The following is a 25,796-nucleotide window of genomic DNA, read 5'->3' on the forward strand; positions in this document are numbered from 1 at the left end:
CATGGACGAACGAACACCGCACGACGGCCACCCCGCGGACGGCATCGCGATGCGCGATCACGGAGCGGGACACGAGATGCACATCGCGACGGACCACGTGCCGTCGCACGACGCGCACGTGGACCACGGCGACCACACCGATCACGCGGGATCGCACGAGCACGCCGGTCACGCGGGACACGCGGGACACGGCGACCACGTCGCCCGGTTCCACCGTCTGTTCTGGATCATGCTGGTGCTGGCGGTGCCTGTCGTCGCCTTCTCCCCCATGTTCGCGATGCTCGTCGGGTACCATGTGCCGGACCTGTTCGTGCTGCAGGCGATCCCTCCGGTGATCGGCACCGTGCTGTACTTCTGGGGCGGACAGCCGTTCCTGACCGGCGCGATCTCCGAGATCCGCGGGCGCCGTCCCGGGATGATGCTGCTCATCGCGCTCGCGATCACCGTCGCATTCCTCGCCTCGTGGGGTGCCGCGCTCGGACTCCTCGACCACGAGCTCGATTTCTGGTGGGAGCTCGCCCTCCTCATCGTGATCATGCTGCTCGGACACTGGATCGAGATGCGCTCGCTCGCGCAGACGACCTCTGCCCTCGATTCGCTCGCCGCGCTCCTGCCGGATCAGGCCGAGCGCGTGAGCGGAGACGATGTCGAGCTCGTCGCCCCGGCCGACCTCCGGGTCGGGGACGTGGTGCTGATCCGCCCCGGAGGCCGGGTGCCGGCCGATGCGGTGGTCGTTGAGGGATCCGCGAACCTGGACGAGTCGATGATCACGGGTGAGTCCCGTGCGGTGCCGCGCACGAGCGGCGATCAGGTGGTCGCGGGGACCATCGCGACGGACTCGGCGCTGCGCGCGCGGGTGACCGCGGTCGGAGACGACACGGCCCTCGCGGGGATCGGGCGGCTGGTCGCCGAGGCGCAATCCTCGTCCTCCCGCGCGCAGCGCCTCGCGGACCGCGCGGCGGGCTGGCTCTTCTGGTTCGCCCTCCTCGCCGGCATCCTGACCGCGGCGGTATGGACGGCGATCGGGCTGCCCGATGCCGCGGTCGTGCGGGTCATCACGGTCCTCGTGATCGCCTGCCCGCACGCCCTGGGCCTGGCGATCCCGCTCGTGGTGTCGATCGCGACCGAGCGCGCGGCGCGCGGCGGGATCCTCGTGAAGGACCGTATGGCCCTGGAGCGGATGCGCAAGGTCGACGCCGTGCTGTTCGACAAGACCGGAACACTGACCGAGGGTGCGCCCGCGGTGACCGGCATCGCCGTGGCCGCGGACTTCACCGAAGACGACGCGCTCGGCCTGGCCGCCTCGGCGGAGTCCGACTCCGAGCACCCGCTCGCGGCCGCGATCCGCACCGCCGCCGAGAGCCGTGGCCTCGCCCGCGGCACGGTGTCCGCATTCCGCTCCGAGCCGGCGCTCGGCGTGCGCGCGACCGTCGACGGACGCACGGTCGAGGTCGGCGGGCCGGCGCTGCTCCGGCAAGCGGGGGCGGCGGAGATGCCCGAGGCAGCCGGGTGGCGCGCACAGGGCGCGATCATCCTGCACGTGCTCGTCGACGGTCGGGTGGCAGGCGCGCTCCGGCTCGCCGACGCGATCCGGGAGGAGTCCCGCGCCGCGGTGCGCGCGCTGCAGCAGCGCGGCGTCGACGTGGTGATGATCACCGGCGACGCCGAGGCCGTGGCCGCCTCGGTGGCCGCCGAGCTCGGCATCGAACGGTTCTTCGCGGGCGTCCGGCCCGAGGACAAGTCGGCGCGGGTCGCCGAGCTGCAGTCCGAGGGACGCACGGTCGCGATGGTGGGCGACGGCGTGAACGATGCCCCGGCGCTCGCACGGGCCGACGTGGGCATCGCGATCGGCGCCGGCACGGACGTCGCGATCGGTTCCGCCGGAGTCGTGCTGGCCAGCTCCGATCCGCGCTCCGTCGTCGCGACGATCGAACTGTCCAGGGCCGCCTACCGCAAGATGCGGCAGAACCTGTGGTGGGCCGCCGGCTACAACCTGGCCGCCGTGCCTCTCGCGGCAGGAGTGCTCGCCCCGATCGGCTTCGTGCTGCCGATGTCCGTCGGCGCGATCCTGATGTCGGTCTCGACCGTGGTCGTGGCGCTCAATGCGCAGTTGCTGCGCCGGCTCGACCTGCGGCCCGAGAGCGTCGCCGCGGTGCCGGAACAGCGCACGCGCTGATCCCCGGACGTCCGGACCGGGTCGGGCTCAGCGCCCGATCCGGTCCAGGGCGGCCGCCAGCCGATCGACCGTGCCGTCCACGTCGGCGAGCTTGTCCAGGCCGAACAGCCCGATCCGGAACGTCGAGAACGTCTCGGGCTCACCGCAGTGCAGCGGCACTCCTGCCGCGATCTGCAGCCCCTGCTCGCGGAACAGCACGCCGGTCCGGAGCCCCGGATCCGTGGTGTGCACGACCGCGACGCTCGGCGAGGCGAAGCCGTCCGCGGCCACCGAGGGCAGGCCGCGTTCGGCCAGCAGGGCGCGCACGCGCGTGCCGAGATCCCACTGGGCGGCACGCAGCGTGTCGAAACCGCGTTCGCGCGTCTCCGTCATGGCCACGGCGTTGTGCGCGAGCGTGTCGGTCGGCATCGTGGCGTGATACGGAGCACGCCCCGCGACGTACTCCTCCGAGATCCACAGCCACCGGGCGAGATCGATCGCGAAGCTCGACGAGGTGCGCGACGTCACCGCCTCCCGGCCCGCGCCGCGCAGCATGACGTAACCGGCGCCCGGGGATCCGCTCCATCCCTTCTGCGGGGCGCTCAGCAGGACATCGACGCCGAGCGCCTCCATGTCGACCCACAGCGCGCCCGACGCGATCGAGTCCAGCACGAGCAGGCCGCCGACCTCGTGCACCGCATCGGCGAGGGCGCGCACGTAGTCGTCCGGCAGCAGGATGCCGGCCGCGGTCTCCACATGCGGCGCGAAGACGACCTCGCTGCGCTGCGCGCGGATCGCAGCGACGACCTCCTCGATCGGCGCCGGCGCCCACGCGGATTGCGCGTCGTCCGACTCGGGCCGGGCCGTGCACACCACCGTGTTCTGCGCGATGCCGCCGGTGTCGAGGATCTGCGACCAGCGGTAGGAGAACAATCCGTTGCGGACGATGAGGCAGCGCCGCCCGGTGGCGAGCTGCCTGGCCACCGCCTCCATCGCGTAGGTGCCGCCGCCGGGGACGATCGCGGTCGTCGTCGCACGGTAGGCGGCGCGCAGATCGGACTGCACACTCTGCATGACCGACACGTAGCGCGCGGACATGTGGTTCAGGGAGCGGTCCGTGAAGACCACCGAGTACTCCAGCAGGCCGTCGGGATCGACATCGTCGTGCGGAAGGTTCATGCGCTCAGCCTGGCACACCGCCCCGCTAGGCTGGAGGGCACGCGCCTATAGCTCAGTTGGTAGAGCACGTCGTTTACACCGATGTGGTCGGGAGTTCGAGTCTCTCTGGGCGCACCCGTCATCCCGCCCGCCGTTGTGCACCCCGACCATGCGAACCGGGCTAGGCTGACTCTCGCGCGCCTTTGTGCGGAGTCGACAAGCCTCCCCGGCGCAGCATCCCGATTTCGTTGGCACGACCTGCCAGACAGACGAAAGGCCTCCTGTGACTGTTCACGACCAGGATCCGTACTCCCAGGGCCCGCTCGACAGCGATCCCGAAGAGACCAGCGAATGGCAGCAATCGCTCGACGAGCTCGTCGACGCGAAGGGCCACGGCCGCGGCCGCGAGATCATGCTGAGCCTGCTCAAGCGCTCGAAGGATCTGCACCTGGGCGTTCCGATGGTTCCGACCACGGACTACATCAACACCATCGCCCCGGAGAACGAGGCCGCCTTCCCGGGCGACGAGGACCTCGAGCGCCGCTACCGGCACTGGATCCGCTGGAACGCCGCGGTCACGGTGCACCGCGCGCAGCGTCCCGGCATCGGGGTCGGCGGCCACATCTCGACCTACGCCTCTGCGGCGTCGCTCTACGAGGTCGGCTTCAACCACTTCTTCCGCGGTCAGGACCACCCGTCCGGCGGCGACCAGATCTTCTACCAGGGCCACGCCTCCCCCGGCGCCTACGCCCGCGGTTTCCTCGAGGGCCGGATCAGCGAGCAGCAGCTCGACGCGTTCCGCCAGGAGAAGTCCGGGGCCCCGAACGGCTTGCCCTCCTACCCGCACCCGCGGATGATGCCGGAGTTCTGGCAGTTCCCGACCGTGTCGATGGGCCTCGGCCCGATCAACGCGATCTACCAGGCGATGACGAACAAGTACCTCGCCAACCGCGGCATCAAGGACAACGACTCGCACGTGTGGGCGTTCCTCGGCGACGGCGAGATGGACGAGGTCGAGTCGCGCGGACAGCTCCAGGTCGCGGCGAACGAGGGTCTGGACAACCTCACCTTCGTGATCAACTGCAACCTGCAGCGCCTCGACGGCCCCGTGCGCGGCAACGGCAAGATCATCCAGGAGCTCGAGAGCTTCTTCCGCGGCGCGGGCTGGAACGTCATCAAGGTCGTCTGGGGCCGGGAGTGGGACGACCTGCTCGCGCGCGACGCCGACGGCGCCCTGCTGAACCTGATGAACGTCACCCCGGACGGCGACTACCAGACCTACAAGGCCGAGAGCGGCGCCTACGTGCGCGAGAACTTCTTCGGCCGCGACGAGCGCGCGCTCGCCCTGGTCAAGGACTACTCCGACGACGACATCTGGCACCTGCGCCGCGGCGGCCACGACTACCGCAAGGTCTATGCGGCCTACAAGGCGGCCATGGAGCACAAGGGCCAGCCGACCGTCATCCTCGCCAAGACCGTCAAGGGCTACGGCCTCGGTCCGCACTTCGAGGGCCGCAACGCGACCCACCAGATGAAGAAGATGACGCTGGACGACCTCAAGCTCTTCCGCGACACGATGCACATCCCGATCACGGATGCGCAGCTCGAGGCCGACCCGTACCGTCCCCCGTACTACCACCCGGGACAGAACGACGAGACGATCCAGTACATGCTGGACCGCCGCCACGACCTGGGCGGTTTCCTCCCCGAGCGCCGCACGACCCACGTGGGGCTGAACCTCCCCGAGGACAAGGACTACGCGCTGCCGAAGAAGGGCTCCGGCAACCAGGAGGTCGCCACGACCATGGCCTTCGTGCGCATGGTCAAGGACCTCATGCGGGTCAAGGGCTTCGGCGAGCGGATCGTCCCGATCATCCCGGACGAGGCGCGCACGTTCGGCATGGACGCGTACTTCCCGACCGCGAAGATCTACAACCCCAACGGCCAGAACTACACCGCGGTCGACCGGGAGCTGCTGCTCGCGTACAAGGAGAGCCCGCAGGGGCAGATCATGCACGTCGGCATCAACGAGGCGGGCGCGGCCGCCGCGTTCACCGCCACGTCGACGGCGTACTCGACGCACGGCGAGCCGCTCATCCCGATCTACATCTTCTACTCGATGTTCGGCTATCAGCGCACCGGCGATGCCTTCTGGGCGGCCGGCGACCAGATGGGCCGCGGGTTCATCATCGGCGCCACGGCCGGACGCACGACGCTGACGGGTGAAGGCACGCAGCACGCGGACGGGCAGTCCCCGCTGCTCGCGTCGACCAACCCCGCCACGCTCGTCTACGACGCGGCGTACGGCTACGAGGTCTCGCACATCGTGCAGGCCGGTATCGAGCAGATGTACGGCGGCACCCACCCGAACCCCGACGTCATGTACTACCTCACGGTGTACAACGAGCCGATGCGGATGCCCGCGGAGCCCGAGGACGTGGACGCAGAGGGGATCCGCAAGGGCCTGCACCGCATCTCGGTCGGATCCGGCGAGGGTCAGCGCGTGCAGCTGCTCGCGTCGGGCGTGGGAGTGCCGTGGGCGGTCGAGGCTCAGGAGCTGCTGCTCGCCGACTGGGGCGTGTCCGCCGACGTCTGGTCGGTCACCTCGTGGACCGAGCTGCGCCGCGACGGCCTCGCCGCCGACGAGCACAACTTCCTGCACCCCGAGGAGGAGCCGCAGACGGCCTACCTCACCGAGAAGCTGAAGGACGCCCAGGGCCCGTTCATCGCGACGAGCGACTACATGCACGCGGTCCAGGACCAGATCCGCCAGTGGGTCCCCGGCGCGTACTACACGCTGGGCGCAGACGGCTTCGGATTCGCGGACACGCGCGCCGCGGCCCGTCGCTTCTTCAAGATCGACGGACCGTCCATGGTGGTCCGCGCCCTCCAGGCGCTGGCCGACCAGGGCCGCATCGACCGCGCCGTCGTGGGCCAGGCGATCGCGAAGTACGACCTGTACAACGTGAACGCCGGCACCAGCGGCAACGCCGGCGGCGAGAGCTGACCCGCGCGGCACGATGAGCAGACCTCCCGAGATGACCAAGGAGGAGACGCTGGCGTGGCTGCGCCGCATCTCCGGGGACCTCGCCACGGCGACCCTGCAGCGTCTCGAGGACTCGCTGCCGTGGTACGCCGAGATGCCACCGGCCCGACGCTCCGCCGTCGGGCTGGTGGCCCAGGCCGGCATCACCTCGTTCATCCAGTGGTACGACGATCCGACGTCGACGCCGTGGATCGCCGCGGACATCTTCGCCGCAGCTCCCCGTGAGCTGCTGCGCAGCGTCAGCCTGCAGCAGACTCTGCAGCTCATCCGGGTCACCGTCGAGGTGACCGAGGAGCGCGTGGCCGGCAACGGCCAGCACCTGCGCGACGCGATCCTGCTGTACTCGCGAGACGTGGCCTTCGCGGCCGCCGATGTGTACGCGCGCGCCGCCGAGGCCAGGGGCCTGTGGGATGCGCGCCTGGAAGCACTCGTGGTCGACTCGATCCTCACGGGAGAGGCCGACGAGGAACTGCCCAGCCGCATCGCGGCCCTCGGCTGGCACGGACACGGCGAGGTCTGCGTGATCGTGGGCACCACGCCGCCCCAGTTCGACGTGGATCAGGTGCGCCGCACCGCCCGCAAGCTCGCGGTCGACGTGCTGATCGGCGTGCAGGGATCCCGGCTCGTGCTCGTAGTCGGACGCGCCAAGCCCGCCGCGGGCGAGGACGCCGCAGAGGGTGCAGAGCCCGAGGAGTTCTCCTTCGCCGAGATCGCCCGCACGTTCGAGCCGTCGTTCGGCCCGGGGCACGTCGTGGTCGGTCCTGCGGTCGCGGCGCTCGTCGACGCCGGGCAGAGCGCCCGGGCCGCGCTGGCCGGATTCGCCGTCGCGCGCGCCTGGCGCGGCGCACCTCGACCCGTGGACGCCGACGAACTGCTGCCGGAGCGCGCCATCGCCGGGGATCCCCTGGCCAAGCAGACCCTCATCGAGCGGGTGTTCCGGCCGCTGCACGACCACTCCACCGATCTCGTCACGACGCTGTGGAGCTATCTCGACAACGGCCGCTCGCTCGAGGCGACCGCCCGCGAGCTGTTCGTGCACCCGAACACCGTGCGCTACCGGCTGAAGCGGATCAGCGAGGTCATCGGCTGGGATGCGACCGGTCCGCGCGAGGCGTTCATCCTGCAGACCGCACTCGTGCTCGGCACCATCGGCACGGCGGATCCGGTCCGGCGCGGACTTCGTCCCCGCAGGCCCCGCTGACGTCCGAGCGTCCCCCACAGAATCCGGCGTTGTACGTCATGGATAACCGATCTGCGGATTCTTGTGAGGGTTGAGCCACCGAATCCGGCCAATCGTTGGCAGACTGGGAACGTGATCGTCTTCGCATGCCCTGGACAGGGCTCCCAGACCCCTGGTTTCCTCTCTCCCTGGCTGGAGCTCGACGGCGTCGCCGAAGACCTCGCGCTCTACTCGGAGGCCGCCGAGGTCGACCTGGTCCAGCACGGCACCGTCTCCGACGCCGACACGATCCGCGACACCCGCATCGCGCAGCCGCTCATCGTCGCCGCCTCGCTGGTCGCGGCGAAGGTCCTGCGCGAGCGGGCCGGCCGCGGACCCGACGGCGTTGCAGGGCACTCGGTCGGCGAGTTCGCCGCCGTGTCGGACGCCGGCGTGATCCCCGCCGAGACCGCCATGCGCCTGGTGGGCATCCGCGGACGCGCGATGGCGGATGCCGCAGGCAGGACTCCGACCGGCATGAGCGCGGTCCTGGGCGGCGACGAGGAGGCGGTGCTCGCGCTGCTCTCCGACCTCGATCTCACCCCCGCCAACTACAACGGCGGCGGCCAGATCGTCGCCGCAGGCGCCCTGCCCGCCCTCGCGGCGCTGGCCGAGGCCCCCGTGCGCGGATCCCGAGTGATCGCGCTGCAGGTCGCCGGAGCATTCCACACGCAGTACATGGCGTCCGCCGTCGACACCCTGCGCGAGGCCGTCGCCGGCGTCGACGCCGCGGACCCGACGGTGACGCTCTGGACCAACAAAGACGGATCCGTCCTCGCCCGAGGCACGACCGCGCTGGAGAACCTGGTGACCCAGGTCTCCTCCCCCGTGCGCTGGGACCTGTGCATGGCCTCCTTCGCCGACAACGGCATCACGGGCCTCATCGAGCTCACCCCCGCCGGCGCTCTCACCGGCCTCGCGAAGCGCGGCCTGCGCGGCGTCCCCGCCGTCGCCGTGAAGACCCCGGACGACCTCGACGCGGCGGCGGCGCTGCTGAACGGAGAAGCAGCATGACCACGCTCAAGCAGGCCACGGGTCCGGCGTACACCCGCATCTACTCCGTGGGCGCCGCCCGCGGAGAGAACGCCGTGCCGAACGACGACCTCATCGGCCCGATCGACTCGAGCGACGAGTGGATCCGCCAGCGCACCGGCATCATCACCCGCACGCGCGCGGTCCCCGAGACCGATGCGATCGACCTCTCCACCGCGGCAGCGGTCGAGGCGATCGAGAAGTCGGGTGTCGCCCCCTCGGACATCGACGTCGTCATCGTCGCGACGATCAGCAACCCGAAGCAGACGCCTTCCGTCTCCGCGATCGTCGCGGACCGGGTGGGCGCGAACCCCGCCGCGGCCTATGACATCAACGCCGCGTGCGCCGGCTACGCCTATGCGGTCGCCCAGGCCGACGCCCTGATCCGCGCCGGAGCCGCGACCCACGCGCTCGTCATCGGCGCAGAGAAGCTCTCCGACATCGTCGACCCCACCGACCGGAGCATCTCGTTCCTGCTCGGCGACGGCGCGGGCGCCGTCGTGATCGGCCCGAGCGACACCCCCGGGATCTCCGCCACCGTGTGGGGTTCGGACGGGTCGAAGGCCGACGCGGTCGGCATGAACCACACCCTCACCGAGTTCCGCGATGGGCAGGCCCCCTGGCCGACGCTCCGCCAGGAGGGCCCGACGGTGTTCCGCTGGGCCGTCTGGGAGATGGCGAAGGTCGCCAAGCAGGCGCTCGAGCAGGCCGGCATCGAGGCCTCGGATCTGGCCGCCTTCATCCCGCACCAGGCCAACATGCGCATCGTGGACGAGTTCGCCAAGCAGCTGAAGCTGCCCGAGACGACCGTGATCGCCCGCGACATCGAGACCACCGGAAACACGTCCGCGGCGTCCATCCCGCTCGCCACCCACCGGCTCCTGCAGGAGCACCCCGAGCTCAGCGGCGGACTCGCCCTGCAAATCGGCTTCGGCGCGGGTCTGGTGTTCGGCGCGCAGGTGGTCGTCCTGCCCTGAGCGGGCTGACGCGACCTCCTAGACTGTTCACCGGTTCTAAACCACCCATAGAAAGAGGAAATCATGGCTTTCAGCAACGACGAGGTCCTCGCCGGCCTTGCAGAGCTCATCACCGACGAGACCGGCATCGACGCCTCGGAGGTCGCTCTGGAGAAGTCCTTCACCGACGACCTGGACATCGACTCGATCTCCATGATGACGATCGTCGTCAACGCGGAGGAGAAGTTCGGCGTCACCATCCCCGACGACGAGGTCAAGAACCTCAAGACCGTCGGTGACGCCGTGAACTTCATCGTCGCCGGCCAGGAGTGACACCTGCGGATGCCACCCCCGCGCTTCCGCGGGGTGTGGCATCCTCCTCTTCCGCACGCATCCGCTCCCGGATCCCCCACCCGCTCCCTGAGAAGGATCACGCATGACCAAGCGCATCGTCGTCACCGGCATCGGTGCCACGTCCGCCCTGGGCGGCACCGCCCCGGAGAACTGGGCCAACCTGCTCGCCGGCGTCTCCGGCACCCGCACCCTGACGCACGACTGGGTCGCGGAGTACCAGCTCCCGGTGACTTTCGCCGCAGAGGCGTCCGTCCGCCCCGAGGAGGTCCTGCCCCGGCATGAGGCGAAGCGCCTCGACCCCTCCGTGCAGTTCGCCATGATCGCGGCCCGCGAGGCCTGGGAGGACGCGGGTGCCCCCGACGTCGCCCCCGAGCGGCTGGGCATCGACTGGGCCACGGGCATCGGCGGGCTCTGGACGCTCCTGGACGCCTGGGACACGCTGCGCGAGAAGGGACCGCGCCGGGTCATGCCGCTCACGGTCCCGATGCTCATGCCGAACGCCGGCGCCGGCAACCTGTCGCTGCACTTCGGCGCGAAGGCCTTCGCCCGCACCGTCGTGAGCGCGTGCGCCTCCAGCACCGAGTCGATCGCGAATGCGTACGAGCACCTGCAGGACGATCTCGCAGACATCGTGATCGCCGGCGGTGCGGAGTCCGCGATCCACCCGATCACGATGGCGTCGTTCGCATCGGCGCAGGCGCTGTCGCGCCGCAACGACGACCCGCAGCACGCCTCGCGGCCGGGTGCCATCGACCGGGACGGCTTCGTCATGGGCGAGGGCGGTGCGGCTCTGGTCATGGAGACCGAGGAGCACGCCAAGGCCCGCGGCGCCAAGATCTACGCCTATGTCGTGGGCGGCGGCGTCTCCGCCGACTCGTACCACATCACCGGCAACGACCCCGAGGGCCACGGTGCGGCACGCGCCGTGGAGCAGGCGCTGGCTCAGGCCGGCGCGAGCCCCGACGAGGTCACCCACATCAACGCGCATGCCACGTCGACCCCGGTCGGGGATCCGAACGAGTACGGCGCGCTCAGGCGCGTCTTCGGCGACCGGATCGACGAGATCCCGGTGTCGGCGACCAAGGCGTCCACCGGGCACCTGCTCGGCGGCACCGGCGCGCTCGAGGCGGTCTTCACGATCCTCGCGCTGCGCGACCGCGTCGCCCCGCCGACGATCAACATGACGGAGCCGGATCCGGCCGTGCCGTTCAAGCTCTCCGGCGAGACGCAGCCGCTCGGCGACGGCCCGCAGCTCGCGATCAGCAACTCCTTCGGCTTCGGCGGCCACAACGCGGTCGTCGCGTTCCGCTCCTACGACGGCTGATCCGGCACAGACGAGAGTCGCCCCGGTCGCTTCCTCATCGAAGCGGTCGGGGCGATTCTCGTTCTTTTCAGTTGTGCTGTTCTGTTATCTCTCCGGTTGCGGACCGGGGATACGCTTTCTCGGGTTCCGGGTCCTTGCCCTCCGACCCCCGATAGTCACGCCTCCTCCGATCCTCGTCCCTTCGTGTGATCCGACCCTTCGACCGGACCACACGAGACCTGTCCGACCCGCCAGCGCAGCTGGCCTATCCGACTTTGTGAAGCCACACGACGCGGGCGTCGTCGCTCGCATGCCGGAACGGCTCCAGCTCCTCGTCCCACGCAGAGCCGAGGGCCACGTCGAGTTCGCGCTGCAGCTCGATCGGACTGCCCGCGGCGATCTCGATCGCGTAGCGGATCCGGTCCTCGCCGACGACGATGTTCCCGGCGGCATCGGTCTGCGCGTAGTGCACTCCGAGGTCGGGCGTGTGCAGCCAGCGGCCGCCGTCGCTCCGGGGCGTCGGGTCCTCCGTCACCTCGAAGCGCAGGTGCTCCCAGCCGCGGATCGCGGTCGCGAGGGCAGCGCCGGTGCCGACAGGGCCGTCCCAGTAGAACTCCGCCCGGCGGGCGCCGTCGAGGACGGGCTGCTCCGACCACTCGAAGTTGACGGCGCGCCCGATAGCGCGTCCGACCGCCCATTCCAGGTGCGGGCAGAGCGCGCGCGGTGCGGAGTGGATGTACACCACTCCGCGTGCTTGTGCTGTCGCCATGGTCTCTCCGTTTCATCAGGTGCGTCTTCCCCTACGACCTGTTCCGCGAAGCACGGCGTTATGCGGTTATGCGCCCATTCTCACCGATCCTCAGCGAAATCACAACTGTGTAACTCATTGCGAAACGGCAACGGTCCCCGGCGCCGCAGCACCGGGGACCGTCTATAGGCCCTTCGACAGGCTCAGGGCCCGAGCAGGCTCAGGCCTCGCTCATCGCGATCTTCTCCTGCTGACCCTTCGCGGCGTAGTACGCGGCGCGGGCGGCGTCGCGACGCGCCTGCTCCTCGTAGCCCGCGTCCAGGATCTCCTGGGCGACCTCGTAGTTCGCCACGTCCTGGGTGCCGTTGTACTTCTCGATGTAGGCGTCCAGCTCGGGACCGGAGGTCCACGAGGTGATCAGGCAGTAGCGCGGATCGGTGCCGTTGTGGGTGGCGGCGTGCCACAGGCGCTGCGTGTCGACGATCAGCTGCGCGCCGGCCGGAAGGGCGATGCGGTACTCGACGCTCGGGTCGGTGCGGTTCTCGCGCAGGACGAAGTAGCTGTCCTTGTCGTCCGTGAGGTTGAAGAAGCCGCGCACGACCCAGCCGGTGCCGTCCGGGTTCAGGCGGTTGTTGTCGTCCTGGTGAAGGTTGTACAGGCACTCGCCGTACGGCGTGGGCTGCAGCTCGATGACACGGCAGCGGCCGACGTTCGCGCCCGGCTCCTGCGCGCGGCGCGTGAGGTTCGGGGCCTTGGCGGTCTGCTCGTCGATCCAGACGCCGTCCTTGTCCGTGCGCGGAGGCACGTGGTTCCAGAAGCCGTTGCACTCGATCTCGCCCTTGGCGGACGCGAGAGGCGCGAAGCGGGTGTCGCCGGACGACTTCCAGTCGTTGTACTCGATGTCGAGCCACTCCTTGGGGTCGAGCTCCTGGTTGTAGCTGTCGAGGACGACGAAGCCCTTGTCTTCGAGGGCGGCGGACTTGATGTATGCCATGAGCGAGTCATGTCCTTTCATAAAGGGGCCAGCACGTTTTAACAGGCCCTTCTTAGGACAGCCTAACAGCGCCGTTTCGACGCCCTCGGAAGGTGGGCCGTGAATATCCGGGGCCCGCCGGGGCCTGAATAGACTGGTCGGGGCAGCACGCGATCCGAGGAGAAGCACAGCAGCATGAGCACGGCCACCAACGTCGAAGCAACCGCAGTCTCAACGATCGAGTGGCTCTCCTCCCCCGCGACCACGATCGTCGTGCCCGTCTACCAGCGCCAGTACCGGTGGGACATCGGAGGCTGCGAGAAGCTGCTGTCCGACATCCGCGCCGTCGCGGACGAGGACGACGCCCACCGGCACTTCATCGGCTCGATCCTCTCCGCCGAGGACCACGCACACCCCGACGCCGACCTCATCCTCATCGACGGTCAGCAGCGCATCACGACGCTCATGCTGCTCATCGCCGCTCTGCACCACGCCGTGCGCGACACGGATCCGCAGTTCGCCGCCGAGCTGGCGCGGGTGCTGGTTCGCCCCGACGACGCGAGCCGCACCAAACTCCGCCCGCACGAGGCCTGGGCTGGTCTGTTCGAGTCCGTGGTGCTCGACCGGCGCAGCGCCGATCTGCCGGAGTCGCGCTTCGACGACAATTACGCGTTCTTCCGCTCGCAGGTGCACGCCGACGAGGCGCCGCGGATCTGGCGGGGCCTGCAGAAGCTCGAGCACGTCTCGATCACCCTCGGTGAGGCCGCGAACGCGCAGCAGATCTTCGAGAGCCTCAACTCCACGGGCGAGCCGCTGCGCGATCACGAGCTGATCCACAACTACATCCTCATGGGGCTGTCGCATGCAGAGCAGCAGCAGGTCGAGGAGGAGTTCTGGCTGCCGATCGAGCGCAACACCGGCGAGGCGATCGGCGCGTTCTGGCGCCACTTCCTCATCATGACGACAGGCAGGGAAGTGTCGGTCGCCGGCGAGCACGGCGTCTACAGCGCCTTCCGCCACGAGTTCCCACACATGGGCCTCGAGGATCTGCCCGCACAGGCACGCGTCTGGCGGGAGTTCTCGGACATCTACCGGATCCTCCTGGAGCCGTCACAGGAAGAGGATCCCGAGATCCGCCGGCAGCTGGGCTACGTGAACACGTTCGGCCGCTCGACGTATCCCCTCGTCCTCAGCGCGTATCGGGACCACCGGCTCGGCGCGATATCGAAGGACGAACTCGTGCAGACGCTGGAGCGCATCCAGTCGTTGCTGCTGCGCCGTGCCGTGGTCGGCATCCCGAACGACCGTCTCATCGCCCGGCTGTGCCGCGCCCGGTCGCAGGGGCCGGAGGAACTCCTGCGCGCGTTCGCCCGGATCACGCCCTCGGACGAGCGCATCCGGGTGGCGCTCAAGTTCACCGACCTGCCGCACGCCCTGTACGTGCTCGGCCGGATCGAGGGCATCGCGGATCCGCACGGCTTCGATGTCGAGCACATCGTGCCGACCGCTCCGCACGACGCGTGGTCGGGCGACGGCGTGCGCCCCTGGAGCGAGTACTCCGAGGACGAGCAGAACAGCCACCGCGCCCTCGCCGGAACGCTGGGCAACCTGACCCTTCTCGAGGAGCAGCTCGCGGAACGCGTCTACGGCGCGTCCTTCCCGGACAAGCGCGACGCCTACCGGCGGAGCCGCGTCGACGAGAACAGCGCACTGGCCGGGCTCGGCTCCTGGGGCACCGCCGCGATCGCCGAGCGCACGGCGGCGCTCACCGACGCGTTCGTCCAGGTCTGGCGCCGGCCCGCGGTCGTCGAGATCGACGACGACGGACTCACCCCGATCCTCGACGCCGTGCGGCGGCGGGGCTGGCCGACCGGCTGGGAGCGCGAGTTCGACTACGTCGAGTACCGCGGTGAGCGCTGGGAGGTCCCCGACGTGAAGTACCTGTTCAACCGCGTCTTCCGGCGCGGCTGGACCGATACCCGCGAGGCCCTCGACGCGTTCAACGCCCGCAACGGCGGTCCGATCTACGACGAGAAGGCGTGGAACGGCACCTGGGACGAGCTCGACGCCGACCACTTCCTGTACATGGGGTGGGACGCGAAATACATGATGAGCGCGGTGCAAGGCCTCCTGGAGGAGTCGGGCCTGGCCGCGGAAGTGTTCGTGAAGTACTCCTACATCGGGAATGTGATGTGATGACGATCTCTGCCGCCCCTGTGATCCGCCGCCGGATGATGGACCTCACCCTCGAGGAGCACACGCTCACCGTGCCTCTGGTGTGGTCGGATCCGTCCGACACCCGCACGATCGACGTGTTCGCCTCGGTCGTGTCCCGCGAGGGCGGCGAGGATCTCCCCTACCTGGTGTTCCTGCAGGGCGGCCCCGGATCCGAGGCTCCGCGCGCCCTGCACGCGCCGGCCGCGCCGTCGTGGCTGGATCAGGCGCTCGCACAGCACAGGGTCGTCATGATCGACCAGCGCGGGACCGGGCGGTCGACCCCCGTCGGCGACGGCATACTGTCCCGTGGCACAGAGGCGGTCGCCGAGCACCTCACGCACCTGCGCGCGGATGCGATCGTGCGGGACTGCGAGGCCATGCGGGAGCACCTGGGCGCGGACCGCTGGAACGTGCTCGGCCAGCCGTTCGGCGGCTTCACGACCCTCGCCTATCTCTCCACGGACGCCTCGTCGATCGACCGCGCGTACCTCACGGGCGGCCTCAGCACCGTGACCCGCGGCCCCGACGAGGTGTATGCGCTCTGCTACGACAAGATGCGCGACGCCTCGGAGCGCTACTACCGGCGCTTCCCCGAGCACCGGGAGCGCATGCGCCGCCTGGTGGATCTCGCGGCGTCCGGCGACATCGTGCTGCCGTCCGGCGAGGTGGTCTCGCCGTCCCGGCTGCGTTCGGCGGGATCGGCCCTCGGCACCAACGACGGCTGGCAGACGCTCTGGCAGCTGCTGGAGCTGGATCCCACGAGCAACGCGTTCCGCTACGACCTCGCTGCGGCGATGCCGTTCGGCGGCCGCAACCCGCTGTACTTCGTGTTCCACGAGTCCAGCTATGCGAACGGCCACGTCACCGGCTGGTCGGCCGAGCGTGTGGAGCCCGCCGACTTCGTCGACGACGTCACGCTGTTCACCGGCGAGCACATCCGACGCGACTGGACCGAGACGGTCCCGGCCTTCCAGCCGTGGCGCGACGTCGCCCTCGCGCTGGCCGAGCACGAGTGGCCCGCGATCTACGATCCGGCCGCACTCGCAGCGTCGGGCGCGCGCGGCGCCGCCTCGGTCTACGTGAACGACCCCTACGTGCCACTCGAGTACTCGCTGGAGACGGCGGCGCTGCTTCTAGACCTCCGCCTGTGGGTGACGAGCGAGCACGAGCACAACGGACTGCGCGCCGGGCGCGTGCTCGAGCACCTCATCGACCTGGCCCACGACCGCCGGGTGCGCTGAGCGACGTCAGCAGGGACGCGGTGCGCGCGGGCGATCAGCCGGCGCGCACCGCCTCGTACTCCGGGAGCAGCGCCTGCCAGCGCTCCTTCCAGGCGGGCGCCGGCTCCGCGGCGGACCAGCCGGAGGGATGCGCACCGGCTGCGGATCGCAGGGAGCGGCCGAGATCCTCGAGGTGGACCTGCCAGCCCGCGGCATGGAAGTGCAGCACGCCGACGCCGAGACCGCGCTCCTCCACCACCAGTCGGGACTGCTGGCCCTCTGCGGACAGCCATGCCTCGATCACGGTCTCCTCGTCGGTACCAGGCTCCTGGGTGACCACCAGGTGGTGCGGAGCCTCGCAGACGTCGATCCGCATCGCCCCGGTCCACGTGCTCGTGAACGTGGCGTCCAGCATGCCCCCGACGCGGAAGTCGCCGGTCACCTGGACGATCCAGCGCGCCAGCCGCGCGGGATCCGTGCACGCCTGCCAGAGGTCGTCCACGTCCGTGTCGTAGACGTCCTCGACGCGGATGGCGCCACGGGTGTCGTCGAGTTCCCACATCGTCCCGGTCGCGATCATGTCCTGTCCTTCTTCCCTCGGGCGATCTCGGTGTGCAGGGCGTCCAGGCGCTGCACCCACAGATCGCGGTACTCCTCGAGCCAGTCGTCGAGGTCGACCAGCGCCTCAGGGCGCAGGCGATAGATACGACGCTGCGCGTCCTGGCGCACGTCGACCAGGCCCGCTTCGCGCAGCACCCGAAGATGCCGCGACACCCCGGGCCGTGCGATCGGCAGCGCCTCGGCGAGCTCGCCCGCCGTCGCCTCGTGATCGCGCAGGATGCCCAGCACGACACGGCGACTCGGGTCGGCCAAAGCCTGCAGAACGGCGTCCATGACGCGAATGTACCGCGTCGGTTACTTACCCGCAAGGGTACGTTCGAGTCGCGCGCGATAGCGACGCCGAGCGCGCTCGTCAACCCCGTCGCGATCGGATGGCGGACCTGCGAGCGTGTGACCCACGACACACACGAGAGGAGGCACGCCATGAGCGCTGCCGATCACGCGAAGAACGCCGCCGAGAAGCTCGGGGGAAAGATCAAGGAGGGGGCCGGCAAGGTCACCGACAACGAGAAGCTCGAGAACGAGGGCCGGATGGATCAGGCGAAGGCCGATCTGAAGGAGGCCGGAGAGAACCTCAAGGACGACGTGAAGAAGGTCGGGGAGCACGTCAAGGACGCGATGCACGACTGATCCCGCAGAGCGGCGCCCCGCCGGGTGCGGAGAACGGATCCGGTGGGGCGGGCGGGACTTGAACCCGCGATCGTTGGGTTATGAGCCCACTGCCTTCACCAGCTTGGCCACCGCCCCGGACCTTCGAGACTACCGGTCCTCCGGGTCGATCGAGGACGCCTCGCGCACGCGGTCAGGCGGGCATGGCCTCGCGATGCGTCGCCGAGTGGTCGCGGTAGACCCGCGCGTTCTCCCGGAGCCCCTCGCGCTCGGAGGCGGTGAGCGCGCGCCGGACCTTGGCGGGCACACCGGCGACGAGAGAGCCGTCGGGCACCTCCGTCCCGGAGAGTACCAGCGCGCCGCCCGCGATCAGGCACTCCGCGCCGATCACGGCGCCCGAGAGCACCACGGCACCCATCCCGATCAGCGAGCCGTCGCCGATCGTGCAGCCGTGCACCACCGCGTTGTGACCGATCGAGACGTCGTCACCGATCACGACCGGGTGTCCCTGATCGACGTGCACCGAGACGTTGTCCTGCGCGTTGCTGCCTGTTCCGATCGTGATCGTGTCGGAGTCGGCGCGCAGCACCGCGTTGTACCAGACGCTGGACGCCTCGCCGATCGTCACGGATCCGATCACGCGCGCTCCTGCGGCGAGGAACGCCGTGCGGTCGATCGCGGGACGGCGGCCGGGCAGGGACAGGATCGTGGCGTCGTCGCTCATACTGCGACCCTATCCGCCCTGTCCCTGCGCGCGGATCCGGTCAGCCGATCCCCATCGCGCTCCTGAGCGCCGCCGTGTACTGCGGCGCGAGGGAGTTCGCGAAGGTGACGGTGATGTGGTCCTGGTCGCGGTAGATGTTCGCACCGCCGACGACGGCGCGACAGTTCTCGTCGTCGCAGAACACCTTCGTGAAGTCGAGCAGCGTGACGTCCTTCTGGCCGTCCGCGGCCGCACGCAGCGGGTCCTTCTCGGTGAGCAGATCCGAACGCGCACCATCGCAGGCGCTCTGCGCGCGCGTGCGCAGGCACTTGTTCGGGTCGGTCTCCCACACCGGGTTGTCGACCACGGTGACCACGGGCGTGCCCTTCGACGTCTGCGTGGCCCATGCCTCGCGGTATCCGGCGACCGCCGCGTCGTAGGAGGATCCGTGATCCCCTGCCGCGTACGGCGTCGTGGAGAGCGCTGCGGTGAAGATCGCGTCGAAGTGCTTCTGCTCGAGCTGCTTCGCGACCGCGGCACGGTACTGCGTGCACGCGTCGCCGAACGCCCCGCCGGTGGACAGCGGCGTGGTGTTCCACGGGCAGGCGCCCTTGAAGTAGGTGGTGAGGTGCCACCCCTCCTTCTCGGCGATGCCCTGGAACGTCGTGAGCAGCTGATAGGCGTGGCTGTCGCCGATCAGGGCGACCTGCTTGGCGTTCGGATCCTTGGAGCCGAACTCGCACGAGACCGCGCGCGCGTCGTTGAGCTGCACGAAGCACTGCGACTGCTCGGGGCGGTCCACGCCCGCGAAACCGGGGGCCGGCAGGATCTCGTCGGTCGTCTTTCCCGCGCAGGACTCGTCGAGGACGGCCGCCGCCCCGAAGCATGCGGGCGGGTTGGCACGGAGCTCCGCGATGGCCTGAACGCCCTGCTGATAGGTTCCCGCGTTCGCGGCCCAGCCGGCGCCGGCTGTTCCCGCGACGATCACCATCGCCGCGAGGGCCGCCCACAGCGAGAGCCGGGGCTTGCGCGACGTCAGCGGCTTCCAGGTGCGCGCCGGATCCTCGACGAACTTCTTCGTCAGCCAGGCGAGCAGGAAACAGATGCCGACGAGCGCGACACGGTGGTAGATCGAGAGGCCCCAGAACGGCAGGGACGGCGCGATGATGATGAGCGGCCAATGCCACAGGTACAGGCTGTAGGAGATGTCGCCCGTGAAGCGCATCGGGCGGATCGCGAGGATGCGGGTCGGGTACCACCAGCGTTCGGTGTTCGAGGCCGCGATGATCGCCGCCGCCGCGAGAGTCGGGATCGCAGCCATGTAGCCGGGGAACGGCGTCTGCCCGTCGAAGCGGTAGATCACGACGAGCAGCACGATGATGCCGCCCCAGCCCAGAACGAAGCTGCCGATCGCGTTGCTCACGCGCAGGCGCGGGACGAGCGCGAGTACGGCGCCCACGCCGAACTGCCACATGCGGCCGAACGTCACGAAGTACGCCGGAGCGGGGTTCGTGATGGTGAACCACACGCAGAAGACGAACGAGGCCACCGAGACCACGCCGATCGCGATCGCCGCCGCGCGCAGGCGGGAGCCGCGGAAGTACTTCACCGCGATCCATGCCGCGAACAGCATGATCAGCGGCCAGAGCACGTAGAACTGCTCCTCGAGCGAGAGGGACCAGTAGTGCTGCACCATCGTCGGGTCGCCCGCGTGCGCGAGGTAGTCGGCGGAGTTCAGCGCGAGGAACCAGTTCTCCACATAGAAGGTGGAGGCGACGATCTCCTGGAGCTCGGCGGGGAGCTGCGACAGCGGCGAAAGCACCGGGATCGCCGCGACGATCGCGCAGAACAGCAGGACGAGCAGCGAGGCCGGCAGCAGACGGCGGGCGCGGCGGGCCCAGAACTGGCCGAGGTTCACCCGTCCTGTGGCGTTGAGCTCTCTGGCGAGGTGCGCCGTGATCAGGAAGCCGGAGATCACAAAGAAGATGTCGACGCCGACGTAGCCGCCGCTCAGCCGCCCCGGCCAGAAGTGGTAGAGCACGACGGCGAGAACCGCGATCGCGCGCAGACCCTGCACGTGGGGGATGAAGTTCGATCCGACCTTCTGTGCTGCGGATGCGCCCTGTTCATCGGAGCTGCGGAGTCGGCGCAGGGCCGCACGGGAGGAGGTACCAGCTGTTGCCACCTGACGAAGGTATCCCGGATCGCTGTGTCCTCCCGCCGTCCACGCGGCACACGCGAAGATCCGCAGGGAAGGCAAGCCTTGCCGAAATACTGCGTGACCTGCGGGTTAGCGTTGCCTCAGCTTGCTTGCGGAACATTCTGAGCCGAGTAGCGTTGGGGTCAAGACATCAGCACGCACGGATCCGAATGATCACCGAGGAGACATCATGAGCAACGCCGAGACCATCACCGCAACCTCCGTCGACCCGACCGTCGCGGCCGGCGCCGCCCAGTTCCTGACCCCGGTCGTGCTGGGCCTGCAGGCCCTCACCGTGAACGGCAAGCAGGCGCACTGGCACGTCCGCGGCGCGAACTTCGTCGGCGTGCACGAGCTGCTCGACGTGATCGTCGACCACGCCGGAGACTTCGCAGACACCGCCGCGGAGCGCATCGTCGCCCTCGGCCTGCCGATCGACGCCCGCGCCACGGTCGTGGCAGAGAAGGCCGGGGCCACCCAGGTGCCCGCCGGTTTCACCCGCTCGGACGACCTCGTCCGCGCCGTGATCGCCGACATCGACGCGATCCTCGTGAACGTCAAGGCCGCCGTGGAGGGCCTCGACGAGATCGACCTCACCAGCCAGGACGTGGCGATCGAGATCCAGCGCGGTCTCGAGAAGGACCGCTGGTTCCTCGTGTCGCACATCGCCGCCTGACACCGTCTGTCAGCGAAGGACCCCCGCCCTGTTCAGGGACGGGGGTCTTTCTGCAGGTACGCGAGCACGGCCAGCACGCGGCGGTGGTCGGTGCCGGAGTCTTCGAGCCCGAGCTTGGCGAAGATCGCGGAGACGTTCTTCTCGACCGCTCCCACCCCGACGCTCATGCCCGCCGCGATCGACACGTTGCTGCGCCCCTCCGCCATCGCCTCGAGCACCTCGCGCTCCCGCGGGGTGAGGCGGGTCACCGGATCCGGTCCCGTCCGCATCAGCTGCTGCACGACCCGCGGATCCAGCACGGTTCCGCCTCGGCTCACCTGCCGGACCGCCGCGGAGAGCTCCTCGAGCGAGGTGACCCTGTCCTTGAGGAGGTAGCCGACTCCGCCGTCGCCCGCGCCGAGCAGCTCTCTGGCGTAGACCCCTTCGACGTACTGGCTGAGGACGAGGATGCCCACCTCCGGCAGCGCCTCTCGCAGAGCGAGCGCCGCGCGGATGCCCTCGTCCCGGAACGTGGGAGGCATCCGCACGTCGAGCACGGCGACCTCCGCCGCGGCAGCCCTGGTGCGCGCCACCACGTCTTCGGCGTCGGCATGCGCGCCGACGGTCTCGAAGCCGGCCTCCGCGAACAGGCGCACGAGCCCTTCGCGCAGCAGGATCGAGTCCTCGAAGAGGATCACGCGCAAAGGGGTCTGCTGATCGGTCACGCCCTTCAGACTATGGGGCGTGCGATCGCGCCTCCGGCTGCTCCCCCGTCTCGCCGCTCGATCAGGCGGAGACGGGCACGGTCACCGTGACGATGGTCGGACCGTCCTCCGGGCTGTCGATGTGCATCGTGCCGCGGAGTCCCTGCACACGCTGGGAGAGGCCCTCGAGCCCGCCGCCGGGCCGCGGAGCCGCCCCGCCCCGCCCGTCGTCCAGCACGGTCACCCGCACCGCGGAGCCCTCCCTGACCGCCGTCACAGAGGCGCTGTCCGCTCCCGCGTGCTTGGCGGCGTTGGTCAGCAGCTCGGCGACCACGAAGTAGAGGTTCCGTGCGGCCTCGGGGCTCAGCGCCGCGGTGATCTCCGGCGCGACGTCGGCGCGCACCGGCAGCGCGCTGGCGGCCGCGAGTCCCGAGATCGCTTCGGCGATCCCCCGGTCCTGCAGCAGCGGCGGTGCAACCCCGCCGGCCAGCGCCCTGAGCTCGTCGAGCGCGGCCTGCGCATGGGCACGGGACTCCTGTGCGAGCGCCGCGACCGCCGCGGCGTCGCCGTCGGCCGCGCGCCGCTCCAACGCGGCGAGATCCATCTGCAGGCGCACCAGGCGCTGCTGCGGACCGTCGTGCAGATCCCGCTCCAGCCGGCGCAGGCCCGCATCCTCGGCCTGCACGGCTGCGTCGAGGGAGGCGTCGAGACCCTCGACCTGGGCGACGAGGTCGTCGGACTCCCATCGCCCGGTCAGCGCCGCGGCGACCATGCCGTGCAGGCGCACCAGACCACGCAGCACGAGCGGGAGGGTGATGAGGAACACGATCCCGACGCCGAGGTAGAGCATCGACGCCCACCGGTGCGGATCCGGAGACGGGTCGATCCCGCCGAAGATGTGCTGGACCGCCCAGGGCACCCAGATGCTCTCCGCGTTGCCGTCGGGGATGAACGGCGACCAGAACCAGTACGTGGGGCCGCCGAGGGACATCACGACCCAGACGGTGGCGAAGGCGAAGGTCACGATCGCGACGATCGGACGCACGAGGAGCGCCGACAGCAGCGCCATCCAGTAGTGCGCGTTCCGCAGCGGCTGGGTGAGGCGCGCCCAGAACCCGGTCCCTCGCGTGCCGCGACGCCAGTCGGGCGCCGAGATCGCGGGTTCGCTGGTGATCCGCAGCAGAGCCCGCTCCGCCTCGGCGAAGCCGCGCGCGACGTAGAGCGAGCCCACCAGGACGGGCACGCCGATCACGAGCACCAGGGAACCGACGCCGACGCCGAAGACCGCCCAGGTGACGCCCATCGCCACGATCGCGAGGGGCACCGACAGCAGGACCAGGAACAGGGCGTTGCCGGGGGCCGCGGCCCACGCGTGGCCGTAGCCGCGTCGGGGTGCGGCCGGCGGCACCGAGAAGCGCGAGTCGAGGGGTCGCGTGGCGGTGGTCATCGAGGTCTCCTGTGTGATGCGTCTGAAGGCGCGGATCGGCGCCTGATACCACGATGCCGCGCCGGGGCCGCGCCCGACAGGGTGCGGGCTGCCGGATCCGTCGGGGGGTTAACCCCCGTACGTCACCCGCCCGCCGACGATCGTCGCCGCCACCGGCATCGCCCGCAGTCCGCTCGCATCGGCGGTCGCGGGATCCGCGCCCAGCAGAGCCAGGTCTGCCACTGCTCCCGGACGGACGCCGGCGTCGCCGCCGGTCCCGCCGTGCGCGCTCGCGGCGAGGGCGGTCTCGAGGTCGAGACGCTCTTCGGGATGCCAGGGCACGCGGTCGTCATCGGTACGGAAGACGGCCGCGGAGATCGCCTGCCAGGGATCGAGGGCCGCCACCGGCGCATCGGATCCGAAGCGCAGCGTCGCCCCCGCGCGGTGCAGCGATGCGAGCGGGTACGCGATCGCCGTCTGCTCCGCCCAGAGCGCATCCGCCGCGTCCCGATCGTCGAGCGCATGCTGCGGCTGAACGCTCGCAGCCACGCCGAGCCGCCCGAACCGGGCGAGGTCTCCATGGCTCACGAGTTGAGCGTGCTCGATCGTCCCCTGCGCGCCGGTCGCGGCATACGCGTCCAGGGCCGCCGTGACCGCGAGGTCGCCGATCGCGTGCAGCGCGATCTCGAGCCCCGCCCCGGTGGCGCGCAGCAGCAGCTCCTGCAGCTCGGCGGGAGGCACGGTGAGCACGCCGTGGTTGTGCGGGTCATCGGCGTAGCCGTGGCTGCAGGCGGCCGTGCGCGTGCCGAGCGAGCCGTCGGAGATGATCTTGAGCGGCCCCGCGTGCACGAGGCCGTGCGGGTCGGGGGTCATGATCTGTCCGGTGTGCAGCCCCTCGGAGATCGCGCGGTCGAGGTCGTGCGGGTAGACCGCGTACTCGACGCGATGCGTGTCGAAGCCGCGCCCCAGCCGGCGTGCCCACGCCTCGGCGTTCCACGCCATGTCGAAGTCGACGAGTCCCACGACGCCGCGGCTCGCCGCGCGGCGCGAGGCCGCGAGCACCGCCTCATCGGCGACCGCCGGATCCGCGGCGTTCAGCCGGCGGGAGATCTCGAACGCGTCCTCCTCGCGGAGCACGCCGTCCGCAGCAGCCGCGAAGCCCTCTCGGCGGAAGGCCACGGAGTTCAGCCACACGCTGTGCACGTCGGCGTTGATGAGGTAGGTCGGGACCTCGCCCGTGTGCTCGTCGAGCAGCGTCAGCTCTGGCCGATCCGTCCAGCGCACATCGCGGAAGCCGGTGCCGACCCTCCGCCCGTCTCCCAGCACGGCCGCGCGCGCCATGCGCGCTGCGGCCTCGACGGCGCTCGTCGTGCCGGAGAGGTCTTCGCGCTGCGCCGCGAGGGCCCACTGCACGGTGTGCACGTGGTGATCCCACAGGCCGGGGACGATCCACGCGCCATCGCCGTCCCACACCCGCCCTCGCAGCGGGAGCGCCCCTGACGGCGCGATGTCGGCGATCCGACCGTCCTCGAGGAGTACATCCACCGGGCCTTCCACGGCGAGCAGTCGGCGATCCGCGGTCGCGATGCGGACCGCGCGGATCGCATCGAGCTGCGCGCCGGCCTCCGCCGCCGTCACCGCGCGTCCGCCCGCGCCGCGAGGCGCGCGTCGTGGGCGCGCTGCATCTCGGCGGCCAGCGAAGGGCTCGCGTACACGCCGTCGCCCTGCAGCTCGAGGATCACGTTCTCGATCACCTCGTCGGGCTTGTTCTGGCTGAGCTTGCGCTTGGCGGTGACGCGGGTCGGGGTCAGCCGAAAGCCGACGGTGCCCGCCTCGAGACGGCGTACGAAAGCCTCGTCGTTCGGCGGGGTCCACATGCCGCGAGGGTCTGCGAGCCTGCCCTCGAAGTGATCCACGAGGTGGTTCAGCACACGCAGGTTCTCCTCGCCGTCGAGCAGCTCCGGCACGCCGGAGAGGTGCACCGCGACGTAGTTCCACGTGGGCACCGCGGCGACGTCTCCGTACCAGCCGGGCGAGACGTAGCCGTGCGGACCCTGGAAGACCACCATCAGCTCCTGCGTCCCCAGCCCCAGGACGAGGTCGTCCGGGCGGCCGACGTGGGCGACGATCGTGAGGTCGTCGCGCTCGGGATCGAGCAGGACCGCATAGTGCGACGCGGTCATGCCGTTCTCGTCGCGGCCCACGAGCGTCGCCCACGGGTTGGCGGCGATGATCCGCCGCAGCTCGGCGACGTCGGTCATGGCGAAGCTCGGATTCTGGCGCATGGAACCATGCTATTCACCGCGGGGCGGGGGTGGGCGCTCCCGGAACGCCGCGGAGTCGCCGGGGCCGACTGGCGCCGGGATCGTCCTCCACAATCCCGCGTCAGACAGAGTTCTGCACCGTTTGGAAATCTTGGTTGATCTGGGGTTCGAATGTCGGTGGCCCCGAGGAGGATGGGGGTATGAAGACGTTGGATGCGATCGCGGCGCTGATC

Annotated in this window: 22 protein-coding genes and 2 tRNA genes; 12 read left to right on the forward strand and 12 right to left on the reverse strand. The window is 70.1% G+C overall.

Going from position 1 to position 25,796, the window contains the following annotated elements:
* Position 1 precedes the first annotated feature (1 nt).
* Positions 2-2,176 carry a heavy metal translocating P-type ATPase gene (locus tag CQ044_RS18285; RefSeq protein ID WP_181158384.1) on the forward strand — a complete coding sequence of 725 codons (2,175 nt, stop codon included), beginning with the start codon at positions 2-4 and terminating at the stop codon, positions 2,174-2,176.
* 27 nt (positions 2,177-2,203) lie between these two features.
* On the opposite strand, the gene CQ044_RS18290 is transcribed toward CQ044_RS18285, so the two are convergent.
* Complete coding sequence (locus tag CQ044_RS18290; RefSeq protein ID WP_105689792.1) at positions 2,204-3,334, reverse strand: aminotransferase class V-fold PLP-dependent enzyme; 1,131 nt, start codon at positions 3,332-3,334, stop codon at positions 2,204-2,206.
* A 41-nt stretch (positions 3,335-3,375) separates the two neighbouring features.
* Here CQ044_RS18290 and CQ044_RS18295 point away from each other — a divergent pair.
* The 7 genes from CQ044_RS18295 to CQ044_RS18325 all read left to right on the forward strand — a co-directional run bounded on the left by CQ044_RS18295 (position 3,376) and on the right by CQ044_RS18325 (position 11,244).
* Positions 3,376-3,448: transfer RNA gene (locus tag CQ044_RS18295), tRNA-Val, on the forward strand.
* Between the two features lie 148 nt (positions 3,449-3,596).
* Positions 3,597-6,320 carry a pyruvate dehydrogenase (acetyl-transferring), homodimeric type gene (aceE, locus tag CQ044_RS18300; protein WP_105689793.1) on the forward strand — a complete coding sequence of 908 codons (2,724 nt, stop codon included), beginning with the start codon at positions 3,597-3,599 and terminating at the stop codon, positions 6,318-6,320.
* Positions 6,321-6,333: 13 nt separating this feature from the next.
* Positions 6,334-7,560, forward strand: coding sequence for a CdaR family transcriptional regulator (locus CQ044_RS18305; RefSeq protein ID WP_105689794.1), 1,227 nt, complete (start codon positions 6,334-6,336; stop codon positions 7,558-7,560).
* 111 nt (positions 7,561-7,671) lie between these two features.
* Positions 7,672-8,592 (forward strand): ACP S-malonyltransferase, encoded by a 921-nt coding sequence (locus CQ044_RS18310; RefSeq protein WP_105689795.1) that lies wholly within the window; start codon positions 7,672-7,674, stop codon positions 8,590-8,592.
* Positions 8,589-9,587, forward strand: a complete 999-nt coding sequence (locus CQ044_RS18315; RefSeq protein ID WP_105689796.1) for a beta-ketoacyl-ACP synthase III — start codon at positions 8,589-8,591, stop codon at positions 9,585-9,587. The genes CQ044_RS18310 and CQ044_RS18315 overlap by 4 nt, the downstream gene beginning before the upstream one ends.
* 63 nt (positions 9,588-9,650) lie before the next feature.
* Positions 9,651-9,899, forward strand: coding sequence for an acyl carrier protein (locus CQ044_RS18320; protein ID WP_045250084.1), 249 nt, complete (start codon positions 9,651-9,653; stop codon positions 9,897-9,899).
* A 103-nt stretch (positions 9,900-10,002) separates the two neighbouring features.
* On the forward strand, positions 10,003-11,244 hold the full coding sequence (locus tag CQ044_RS18325) for a beta-ketoacyl synthase (RefSeq protein ID WP_105689797.1): 1,242 nt from the start codon (positions 10,003-10,005) through the stop codon (positions 11,242-11,244).
* A gap of 244 nt (positions 11,245-11,488) precedes the next feature.
* On the opposite strand, the gene CQ044_RS18330 is transcribed toward CQ044_RS18325, so the two are convergent.
* On the reverse strand, positions 11,489-11,992 hold the full coding sequence (locus tag CQ044_RS18330; protein ID WP_045270635.1) for a DUF3145 domain-containing protein: 504 nt from the start codon (positions 11,990-11,992) through the stop codon (positions 11,489-11,491).
* Positions 11,993-12,191: 199 nt separating this feature from the next.
* Positions 12,192-12,965 carry a hypothetical protein gene (locus tag CQ044_RS18335; protein WP_045270636.1) on the reverse strand — a complete coding sequence of 258 codons (774 nt, stop codon included), beginning with the start codon at positions 12,963-12,965 and terminating at the stop codon, positions 12,192-12,194.
* 174 nt (positions 12,966-13,139) lie between these two features.
* On the opposite strand from CQ044_RS18335, the gene CQ044_RS18340 reads away from it, so the two are divergent.
* Positions 13,140-15,140: a DUF262 domain-containing protein gene (locus tag CQ044_RS18340; protein ID WP_105689798.1), complete on the forward strand. Its 2,001-nt coding sequence runs from the start codon at positions 13,140-13,142 to the stop codon at positions 15,138-15,140.
* A complete protein-coding gene (locus tag CQ044_RS18345; RefSeq protein WP_105689799.1) occupies positions 15,140-16,402 on the forward strand; it encodes an alpha/beta fold hydrolase in 1,263 nt (420 codons plus the stop codon). Before CQ044_RS18340 ends, CQ044_RS18345 begins: the two co-directional genes overlap by 1 nt.
* A 34-nt stretch (positions 16,403-16,436) precedes the next feature.
* On the opposite strand, the gene CQ044_RS18350 is transcribed toward CQ044_RS18345, so the two are convergent.
* Both CQ044_RS18350 and CQ044_RS18355 read right to left on the reverse strand, forming a co-directional pair.
* Positions 16,437-16,961: an SRPBCC domain-containing protein gene (locus CQ044_RS18350; RefSeq protein WP_105689800.1), complete on the reverse strand. Its 525-nt coding sequence runs from the start codon at positions 16,959-16,961 to the stop codon at positions 16,437-16,439.
* The gene (locus tag CQ044_RS18355; RefSeq protein WP_105689801.1) at positions 16,958-17,275 is read right to left on the reverse strand and encodes a helix-turn-helix transcriptional regulator; all 318 of its coding nucleotides are present in this window, start codon (positions 17,273-17,275) and stop codon (positions 16,958-16,960) included. The genes CQ044_RS18350 and CQ044_RS18355 overlap by 4 nt, the downstream gene beginning before the upstream one ends.
* Positions 17,276-17,425: 150 nt before the next feature.
* On the opposite strand from CQ044_RS18355, the gene CQ044_RS18360 reads away from it, so the two are divergent.
* Positions 17,426-17,632 (forward strand): CsbD family protein, encoded by a 207-nt coding sequence (locus CQ044_RS18360; protein ID WP_105689802.1) that lies wholly within the window; start codon positions 17,426-17,428, stop codon positions 17,630-17,632.
* A gap of 43 nt (positions 17,633-17,675) precedes the next feature.
* On the opposite strand, the gene CQ044_RS18365 is transcribed toward CQ044_RS18360, so the two are convergent.
* From CQ044_RS18365 to CQ044_RS18375, 3 genes are all read right to left on the reverse strand, one after another.
* Positions 17,676-17,749 (reverse strand) — tRNA-Ile (locus tag CQ044_RS18365).
* 55 nt (positions 17,750-17,804) lie between these two features.
* Entirely contained in the window at positions 17,805-18,335 is a 531-nt protein-coding gene (locus CQ044_RS18370; RefSeq protein ID WP_105689803.1) for a gamma carbonic anhydrase family protein, read from the reverse strand.
* A 40-nt stretch (positions 18,336-18,375) separates the two neighbouring features.
* Complete coding sequence (locus tag CQ044_RS18375; RefSeq protein ID WP_105689804.1) at positions 18,376-20,499, reverse strand: acyltransferase family protein; 2,124 nt, start codon at positions 20,497-20,499, stop codon at positions 18,376-18,378.
* Positions 20,500-20,704: 205 nt separating this feature from the next.
* On the opposite strand from CQ044_RS18375, the gene CQ044_RS18380 reads away from it, so the two are divergent.
* Positions 20,705-21,190 carry a Dps family protein gene (locus CQ044_RS18380; RefSeq protein WP_105689805.1) on the forward strand — a complete coding sequence of 162 codons (486 nt, stop codon included), beginning with the start codon at positions 20,705-20,707 and terminating at the stop codon, positions 21,188-21,190.
* A gap of 32 nt (positions 21,191-21,222) precedes the next feature.
* On the opposite strand, the gene CQ044_RS18385 is transcribed toward CQ044_RS18380, so the two are convergent.
* From CQ044_RS18385 to CQ044_RS18400, 4 genes are all read right to left on the reverse strand, one after another.
* A complete protein-coding gene (locus CQ044_RS18385; protein WP_105689806.1) occupies positions 21,223-21,894 on the reverse strand; it encodes a response regulator transcription factor in 672 nt (223 codons plus the stop codon).
* A gap of 61 nt (positions 21,895-21,955) precedes the next feature.
* Positions 21,956-23,320, reverse strand: coding sequence for a sensor domain-containing protein (locus CQ044_RS18390; protein WP_105689807.1), 1,365 nt, complete (start codon positions 23,318-23,320; stop codon positions 21,956-21,958).
* A 108-nt stretch (positions 23,321-23,428) separates the two neighbouring features.
* On the reverse strand, positions 23,429-24,937 hold the full coding sequence (locus CQ044_RS18395; RefSeq protein ID WP_105689808.1) for an amidohydrolase: 1,509 nt from the start codon (positions 24,935-24,937) through the stop codon (positions 23,429-23,431).
* Complete coding sequence (locus tag CQ044_RS18400; RefSeq protein WP_105689809.1) at positions 24,934-25,584, reverse strand: FMN-binding negative transcriptional regulator; 651 nt, start codon at positions 25,582-25,584, stop codon at positions 24,934-24,936. The genes CQ044_RS18395 and CQ044_RS18400 overlap by 4 nt, the downstream gene beginning before the upstream one ends.
* Between the last annotated feature and the right edge of the window lie 212 nt (positions 25,585-25,796).

The organism is Microbacterium sp. MYb64, assembly GCF_002979495.1.
In the GTDB taxonomy this organism is placed as follows: Bacteria; Actinomycetota; Actinomycetes; order Actinomycetales; family Microbacteriaceae; genus Microbacterium; species Microbacterium azadirachtae_A.

Bases quoted from the DNA above. Each gene is read 5' to 3' on its own strand.
- CQ044_RS18400 (WP_105689809.1), bottom strand. From the start codon at position 25,584: ATGCGCCAGAATCCGAGCTTCGCCATGACCGACGTCGCCGAGCTGCGG.
- CQ044_RS18330 (WP_045270635.1), bottom strand. From the start codon at position 11,992: ATGGCGACAGCACAAGCACGCGGAGTGGTGTACATCCACTCCGCACCG.
- CQ044_RS18325 (WP_105689797.1), top strand. From the start codon at position 10,003: ATGACCAAGCGCATCGTCGTCACCGGCATCGGTGCCACGTCCGCCCTG.
- CQ044_RS18350 (WP_105689800.1), bottom strand. From the start codon at position 16,961: ATGATCGCGACCGGGACGATGTGGGAACTCGACGACACCCGTGGCGCC.
- CQ044_RS18360 (WP_105689802.1), top strand. From the start codon at position 17,426: ATGAGCGCTGCCGATCACGCGAAGAACGCCGCCGAGAAGCTCGGGGGA.
- CQ044_RS18335 (WP_045270636.1), bottom strand. From the start codon at position 12,965: ATGGCATACATCAAGTCCGCCGCCCTCGAAGACAAGGGCTTCGTCGTC.
- CQ044_RS18380 (WP_105689805.1), top strand. From the start codon at position 20,705: ATGAGCAACGCCGAGACCATCACCGCAACCTCCGTCGACCCGACCGTC.
- CQ044_RS18370 (WP_105689803.1), bottom strand. From the start codon at position 18,335: ATGAGCGACGACGCCACGATCCTGTCCCTGCCCGGCCGCCGTCCCGCG.
- CQ044_RS18390 (WP_105689807.1), bottom strand. From the start codon at position 23,320: ATGACCACCGCCACGCGACCCCTCGACTCGCGCTTCTCGGTGCCGCCG.
- CQ044_RS18340 (WP_105689798.1), top strand. From the start codon at position 13,140: ATGAGCACGGCCACCAACGTCGAAGCAACCGCAGTCTCAACGATCGAG.
- CQ044_RS18345 (WP_105689799.1), top strand. From the start codon at position 15,140: ATGACGATCTCTGCCGCCCCTGTGATCCGCCGCCGGATGATGGACCTC.
- CQ044_RS18315 (WP_105689796.1), top strand. From the start codon at position 8,589: ATGACCACGCTCAAGCAGGCCACGGGTCCGGCGTACACCCGCATCTAC.
- CQ044_RS18355 (WP_105689801.1), bottom strand. From the start codon at position 17,275: ATGGACGCCGTTCTGCAGGCTTTGGCCGACCCGAGTCGCCGTGTCGTG.
- CQ044_RS18320 (WP_045250084.1), top strand. From the start codon at position 9,651: ATGGCTTTCAGCAACGACGAGGTCCTCGCCGGCCTTGCAGAGCTCATC.
- CQ044_RS18305 (WP_105689794.1), top strand. From the start codon at position 6,334: ATGAGCAGACCTCCCGAGATGACCAAGGAGGAGACGCTGGCGTGGCTG.
- CQ044_RS18290 (WP_105689792.1), bottom strand. From the start codon at position 3,334: ATGAACCTTCCGCACGACGATGTCGATCCCGACGGCCTGCTGGAGTAC.
- CQ044_RS18285 (WP_181158384.1), top strand. From the start codon at position 2: ATGGACGAACGAACACCGCACGACGGCCACCCCGCGGACGGCATCGCG.